The 3539-nt window shown below is 60.9% G+C and carries 2 protein-coding genes; both read left to right on the forward strand.

From position 1 onward, the window contains the following. Positions 1–119: 119 nt before the first annotated feature. Positions 120–2345 carry a LysM peptidoglycan-binding domain-containing protein gene (locus tag ACIQ3B_RS18330; protein ID WP_397405155.1) on the forward strand — a complete coding sequence of 742 codons (2226 nt, stop codon included), beginning with the start codon at positions 120–122 and terminating at the stop codon, positions 2343–2345. Positions 2346–2473: 128 nt separating this feature from the next. Next, positions 2474–3052, forward strand: coding sequence for a hypothetical protein (locus ACIQ3B_RS18335; RefSeq protein WP_397405156.1), 579 nt, complete (start codon positions 2474–2476; stop codon positions 3050–3052). The last annotated feature ends 487 nt before the right edge of the window (positions 3053–3539 follow it).

Genomic DNA, 3539 nt, shown 5'->3' on the forward strand with positions numbered 1-3539 from the left:
CATAAACTTCCATTGGGTCCATCCTCCTGTTTGAAGCAGCGCGATCCACTCGCTCCGACTTCGTATCTTCAGGTCTGGATGGGCCTACCTCAATTACGCGATGTCACCGCAACCAGATCATGCGCCGCACCGAGAAAAACCGCGTCGGCGGCGCCGTGCTCTCGGACGACTATTCCTTCTATTTCAACGGCGCCAAGGTGGGCGAGATCGGCGCCAACACCGGCCAGTTCAACTACAACATGACGCGGGCGGCCAGCACCGGCGACTTCGACCACGGGTATGATCCGATCACGCGCGCCTCCGAGGCCCCGGCCGGCGGCGCCTTCCTGGTGCGCACCGGCGACACCCTGCGCTCCATCGCGTCGACCCTGTGGGGTGATGAGAGCCTTTGGTACCTGTTGGCCGAGGCCAACGGCCTCTCCGACACCAGCTACCTGCCGCCCGGCATGTCGCTGGCGGTGCCCAACAAGGTCGTCAACGCCAGACACAAGTCCACCACCTTCGAGCCCTACGACACCGGCGCCTCTCTCGGCTCCCTCCAGCCCCAGCAACTGGACGAAATCCAGCGGGCGCAGCAGGCGGCGCCCCAGGCCAAGGCGAAGAAGGGGTGCGGGGCGGTCGGGAAGCTGATCGTCGCCGTGGTCGCGGTGGCGGTCGTGGCGATCGTGGCGCCCTATGCTGTCGCCGGAATTTCCAACCTCGCGTTTGGTACGTCCCTTACGGCTGCGACGGCAGCCAGCGCTGGCACGTTGGCGACGGTTGCGGGCGGTGCAGTGGCCGGAGCCGCAGCCAGCGCGGTGAGCCAAGGCGCCGGTATCGCGCTTGGCGTACAGGACAAGTTCAGTTGGAAGGGCGTCGCGCTTGGCGCGATTTCGGGCGCAGTTGGTGGAGGCTTCGGCACACTCCCCTCGCCGAGTGGATTCGTGCAGGGCGCGATACGCGGCGTTTCAAGCAATCTGGTCACCCAGGGTATCTCTGTCGCCACCGGCCTGCAGAAGAAGTTCGACTGGGCCGGGGTCGCAATCGGGGGCGTCGTTGGCGGCGTGAGCGCTTCCGGAACCGTCAACCGCTTCGCCGACAGCTTGAAATTGGGAGACAACTGGGCTGGCCAGGCCGCGCGCAACGGCGTGGTGGGGCTGGCGGGCGGCGTAGCGGGAGCCGCGACGCGCTCGGTCGTCACCGGCACCAGCTTCGGCGACAACCTGACGTCGGTGCTGCCGGATGTGATCGGCAGCACTATCGGGAATGCCATCGCGGGGAGGGTGAATGCCCAACCGAAGCTCACGCCGCGAGAGGTGTCCAACAAGGTCGCCGGCGGAATAACGGGTGCGTTAATCACGGACCGCGATCTCACCATCGACGACATTCTGGCTCGTGCCAACTATTCGGACACCCTGGTCGCGGCCAATGCGGCATCAAGCCCGCGGGAAGCTGCGCGTATGCGCGAACAGGGCCTGCGCACCCTATTCTCTAACATCGCTACGACGCCGACCGAGCAGCAGACCGTCAGCGACTTCTATGGACAAATTTACCCGCGCTCCGCGGCCAGTGATTTCGACGCGATGTTGACGGTCACTGCCGGCCCAGATGCGCTCAACTACTTCGCCGGTAAGACGATCGACAACGCGGGCATCTGGGTGGGCAACAAGGTCACGGCCCTCCAAGGCGGGCTGGGTGACTTCCTCCGCCAGAACCCCGCCGCGAACCTTGCGGTGAACGTCGCAAGCGTGGGCCTAACCGTGGCAGGCGGGCCGGTGCGCTATGTGAGTGGACTTGCGTGGGAGAAAGCGAGCAGCTTCATAGAAGGCGGTATCTCTAAGGGCTATAGTTCCGCAGGCTGGAGCAGTGCGGACGCAGCAGCAGGCGGCAAAGGGGTCACCTTCACTGGCTCTGTCGTTCTGGGCGCGAGGGGTGCGCTGGCTCTTCGGGGAGTAGCCGCAGAAACAGTGCCGCTGAACACCAAGATCGCTCTCCAAGGCGTCACAAATCGGGCCGTGGCCGAGCTGGCTGCTAATCCTAGCCTAGCTCGCGATTTGATGAGTCCGGGTAGCTATCGGCACCTGGTTGAGGGGACCAATCTAGCGCCGGCCAGCTATGGAAAGGCCGTGGAACGGCTATCGGCGAGGTATGTTCAGGCCGATCCCGAGCTGAGCCAAACCCTTTCGTACCAGTCGCGTCCCTTCGTTTCGACGCCGGACTTTTTGGGGTACGAAGGCTACAATCTTCGTACTTTGGACATCACCACCGAGGCAGGGAAGGCAAGCCATTTGGCAAGGCCATATGGGCCGTATACAGACTATGTGACGCACCCCGGCCTTCCACCAAGCTTGGTATTCCCACGATGAGAGAGTTTAGAAGCGAGACGTTTTCTCGGGTTTTTGACCGGGGAGATCGTCTTCGATTAGAAGATATGATCCTTGACCAGTGCCTGTTCGAAAACTGCGCTCTCTCCCTAACTCAGGACATCTCTAGAATGTCCGAAGTTCGAAGGGTTGAGTTGATCGATTGCGCGACAAATGGCTGCAGCACGGGGCCATTGATCGCGTCCGATATCAGAATATCGAATCTCAAAACAAATGACTTGTTGATTATGTGGAGTCCTTATCTGGATCGCGTTGTGCTGTCCGGTGAGATAGGAAAAATGAAAATTACTGCGACCGCCGATCCATCGACTCATGGAAACGCCAAGCAAAAGCCGTTCGATGAGTATCGAAAGCAGTTCTATTCATCTGTAGAGTGGGCGCTCGACATAAGTAAAGCTCGCTTCAAGGAGTTTGATATACGTGGCGTTCCGGGGCGGTTGATCCGTCGCGACACCGAATCGCAAGTACTGATTACTCGAGAGCGTGCCCTTCAAGTGGCGACGCCGGGTTGGGAACAGCAGCTCGATCCTTCGAACAAGCTGTGGCCGTTCATGGTCAGCCTCTTCCTGGGCGATGGCGATCCGGACACGGTCTTCGTTGCGCCTCTTGGAGCCGCGAAGGCGAAGCGCGATCCACTGTTGAAGGGGTTGCAGGAGTTGAGACGGATCGGCTTGGCTGAACCAGACTGACGAAAAACGGGACACGCACGCATTCTGGTAGACTCCCACCGTTGGAGTGAACCCCTGGAGCGAGAATGCGAAACACGGGATAGCTGCCCGGGCAGCGAGCTGAATTTCATCGCGAAATCATCCCGCTCGCCACCCGCTGACAATTCACGCCCCGCCTTGCGGCAGTCAAGGCTCGCCGATAGGCTGCAACCTTGACCGGGTACCATCTGGAACCGGAAGCCGACCGCGGAGTGACGGTGTGTCATCGACAGAACAGCGGATAGATCGGCTTCTGGGCTACCTCGACGCGGACCCTGAGCCGAGAGTTCCGGTGACACTTTACTTAACCCCCATACAGAGGCGCGTTGCGGGTTGAGCCGTGGTTCCGGTGACATCGCGTAATTGAGGTAGGCCCATCCAGACCTGAGGATACGAAGTCGGAGCGAGTGGATCGCGCTGCTTCAAACAGGAGGATGGGCCAGATGGAAGTCTATGTCGGGATGGATGT

The organism is Phenylobacterium sp. (genome assembly GCF_044358365.1).
GTDB lineage: Bacteria > Pseudomonadota > Alphaproteobacteria > Caulobacterales > Caulobacteraceae > Phenylobacterium.

Coding starts and splice junctions, on each gene's coding strand:
- ACIQ3B_RS18330 (WP_397405155.1), top strand. CDS start 120: ATGCGCCGCACCGAGAAAAACCGCGTCGGCGGCGCCGTGCTCTCGGAC.
- ACIQ3B_RS18335 (WP_397405156.1), top strand. CDS start 2,474: ATGTCCGAAGTTCGAAGGGTTGAGTTGATCGATTGCGCGACAAATGGC.